Raw genomic sequence first — 3,819 nt, 5'->3', positions numbered from 1 at the left:
GCCCTGAAGCGCTCCCCGGCGCCCCCGCCCCGCAGCGCTCCGGCGACCCAGAAGCCGGTCGGCCCCGGCCCCCCGCATGCGCTACCCTGACCGCATGCGTGCCGTACGCCTTCTGCTTAGCGGGCCGCGCTGAAACCAGGGAACACTCAGCGCGGCGACCCCTCCTGTGCGAGGGGTTTTTTCGTTCCTGCAGGCCCGCACTGTCCGCAGCAAGGCGTAAGACGATCCCCGATGGAGCTTTGACGACGATGAGCGAGAACACGCCCGCCCCCAACGCCGAGGCGGCAGCCAACCCGCACCGCTACACGGCCGCCCTGGCCGCCGACATCGAGGCACGCTGGCAGGACGTCTGGGAGAAGGCCGGCACGTACGAGGTCGACGACGACGAGATCGCCGGTTCTGACAAGCCGCACAAGTTCATCATGGACATGTTCCCGTACCCCTCGGGCGCGGGCCTGCACGTCGGTCACCCCCTGGGGTACATCGCGACCGACGTCTTCGCCCGCCACCAGCGGATGACCGGGAAGAACGTCCTGCACACCCTGGGCTTCGACGCCTTCGGGCTGCCCGCCGAGCAGTTCGCGGTGCAGACCGGCACGCATCCCCGTATCACCACCGAAGCCAACATCAAGACCATGAAGGTCCAGCTGCGCCGGCTGGGTCTGGGCCACGACAAGAAGCGGTCGTTCGCGACGATCGACCCGGATTACTACAAGTGGACCCAGTGGATCTTCCTGCAGATCTTCAACTCCTGGTACGACCCGGAGCAGGACAAGGCGCGGCCGATCCAGACCCTGATCGACCAGTTCGAGAGCGGCGACCGCCCGACCCCCGACGGCCGCCCCTGGGCGGACCTGTCGGTGAAGGAGCGCGCCGACATCCTGAGCGACTACCGCCTGGCCTACGCCTCCGACTCGCCCGTCAACTGGTGCCCGGGCCTGGGCACCGTGCTGGCGAACGAGGAGGTCACCGCCGACGGCCGTTCCGAGCGCGGCAACTTCCCGGTCTTCAAGGCCAACCTGCGCCAGTGGATGATGCGCATCACCGCCTTCGCCGACCGCCTGATCGACGACCTGGACGGCCTGGACTGGCCCGAGGCGATCAAGCTGCAGCAGCGCAACTGGATCGGCCGCAGCCACGGCGCGAAGATCAAATTCCCGGTGGGCTCCAGCGCGATCGAGGTCTTCACCACCCGCCCTGACACCGTCTTCGGCGCTACGTACATGGTGCTGGCCCCGGAGCACGAGCTGGTCGAGCGGATCACCCCGGCCGCCTGGCCGGAGGGCACCCACGACGTATGGACCGGCGGCCACGCCACCCCGGCCGAGGCGGTGGCGAAGTACCGCGCCCAGGCGGCCGCCAAGTCGGACGTCGAGCGCCAGGCCGAGGCCAAGGACAAGACCGGCGTCTTCACGGGCGCGTACGCGACGAACCCGGCCAACGGCGAGCAGGTCCCGGTCTTCATCGCCGACTACGTCCTGACCGGCTACGGAACCGGCGCGATCATGGCCGTCCCCGGCCAGGACCAGCGCGACTGGGACTTCGCCGAGGCCTTCGAGCTGCCGATCGTCCGTACGGTGCAGCCTTCGGAGGGCTTCGACGGCAAGGCGTATACGGGCGAGGGTGCCGCCATTAACTCCGCGGGAGAGGGCATCTCCCTGGACGGCCTGGGCGTTGACGAGGCGAAGACGAAGATCATCGACTGGCTGGTGGCGAACGGCCACGGCGAGGCGACGGTCAACTACCGGCTGCGCGACTGGCTGTTCAGCCGGCAGCGCTACTGGGGCGAGCCGTTCCCGATCGTCTACGACGAGAACGACGTCGCGCACCCGCTGCCCGAGTCGATGCTGCCGCTGGAGCTGCCCGAGGTCGAGGACTACTCGCCGCGCACCTTCGAGCCGGACGACGCCGACACGCAGCCGGAGACCCCGCTGTCCCGTAACGAGGACTGGGTCTACGTCGAGCTGGACCTGGGCGACGGCGCGGGCAAGAAGCGCTACCGGCGCGAGACCAACACCATGCCCAACTGGGCCGGCTCCTGCTGGTACGAGCTGCGCTACCTGGACCCGCACAACGACGAGCAGCTGGTCCGGCCGGAGCTGGAGCGCTACTGGATGGGCCCGACCGAGGCGAAGCCGCACGGCGGGGTCGACCTGTACGTCGGCGGCCAGGAGCACGCGGTGCTGCACCTGCTGTACGCCCGCATGTGGTCGAAGGCGCTGTACGACCTGGGGCACATCTCGTCGCCCGAGCCGTTCCACAAGCTGTTCAACCAGGGCATGATCCAGGCCTACGTCTACCGCGACGACCGCGGCTTCCCGGTCCCGGCCGCCGAGGTCGAGGAGCGCGAGGACGGCTGGTACTACGAGGGCGTCAAGGTCTCGCGCGAGCTGGGCAAGATCGGCAAGTCGCTGAAGAACGCCGTCACGCCGGACGAGATCTTCGAGGAGTACGGCGCGGACACGCTGCGGCTGTACGAGATGGCGATGGGCCCGCTGGACGTGTCCCGGCCATGGGACGACCGGGCGGTGGTCGGCCAATTCCGACTGCTGCAGCGTCTGTGGCGCAACGTCGTCGACGAGGCCACGGGCGCGGTGACCGTAACGGACGAGGAGCCGGACGAGCCCACCCTGCGCGCCCTGCACAAGGCGATCGACGGCGCCGGCTCGGATATGGACGGCCTGCGCTTCAACACCGCCATCGCCAAGATCACCGAGCTGAACAACCACCTGACCAAGCAGCCCTCGGTCCCGCGCTCGGTCGCCGAGGACACGGTCAAGCTGATCGCGCCGCTGGCCCCGCACATCGCCGAGGAGCTGTGGCACAAGCTGGGCCACGAGTCGTCGGTGGTGTGGGAGCGGCTGCCGGAGGCCGACCCGCGCTATGTGGTCGACGAGACGGTGACCTGCGTCGTACAGCTGAAGGGCAAGGTCAAGGCGCGGCTGGAGGTGCCGCCGTCGATCTCGGACGAGGAGCTGCACGAGGCCGCGCTGGCCGACCCGGCGATCGTCAAGGCGATCGGCGACCAGCAGATCCGCAAGGTGATCGTGCGGGCGCCGAAGCTGGTCAACATCGTCGTCTGAGGCCGGCTGGCCCTCGGGGGTGACGCGGTCACCCTCGGGGTCCTCCTCAGGTCTGGGTCATCCCCAGGTCGGGGTCGTTCTGGGGGATGGTCCAGGGTCGCGCATGGCCCTGGGCCATTGCTTTCCCTTTACGCTGGGTGTGACGGAGCGAGAGGAGTCCTCATGGAGGTCGGAGTGGCGGTGGCCGCGGCGCTGCTGGCGCTGTTCGTGGTCCTCGCGGTGATCGTCGCCGTGCGGGCGGGACGGGCGGTCAAGCGGGGCGTCGAGCGTACGGTCGCGGACACCCGGCGCACCGTGGAGGAGACGTCGCTGCGGGCCCGGCGCGCGGTGCAGCCAGGGCCGGTCGGCGAGATCGCGGCGCTGCGCCTGGGGCTGCGCGAGTCCATCGACTCCACGCGGCGCGAGCTGGAGGCGGCGGTGCCGGGTGATCCCGGCCTGCGCGAGTCCCTGGACCTTCTCAACCGCCTGCACGACTTCGGCCGCCAGCTGGACGGCGAGCTGCGCCAGCTGGAGCGGGAGCCGGACAAGGGCCGGATCGCGGACCGGCTGCCGGAGGCGCGGCGGCGGGCCCAGCGGATCCGTAACTCCGCGGACTCGCTGCGCTTCGCGGCGCAGGACCGGCGGCGGCATTCGGCGGGTGACGACCTGGAGGCGCTGAGCGCGCAGATCGAGGTCGAGGCGGGGGCGCTGCGGCATTGGGCGCCGGCGGATGAGGGGGCTCAGGGGGCTCAGGGGC

2 protein-coding genes are annotated in these 3,819 nt (G+C 70.1%); both read left to right on the top strand.

Going from position 1 to position 3,819, the window contains the following annotated elements:
- Window positions 1–248 precede the first annotated feature (248 nt).
- Complete coding sequence (leuS, locus tag G5C51_RS40520; protein ID WP_165245723.1) at window positions 249–3,083, top strand: leucine--tRNA ligase; 2,835 nt, start codon at window positions 249–251, stop codon at window positions 3,081–3,083.
- Window positions 3,084–3,245: 162 nt separating this feature from the next.
- A partial coding sequence (locus tag G5C51_RS40515) for a hypothetical protein (RefSeq protein ID WP_165245721.1) occupies window positions 3,246–3,819 on the top strand: 574 nt, incomplete at its 3' end.

The sequence above is a fragment of the Streptomyces coryli genome (assembly GCF_011044975.1).
GTDB lineage: Bacteria > Actinomycetota > Actinomycetes > Streptomycetales > Streptomycetaceae > Streptomyces > Streptomyces coryli.
Note: the sequence above shows the minus strand (reverse complement) of the source record. Positions and strands in the feature narration are given on the sequence as shown.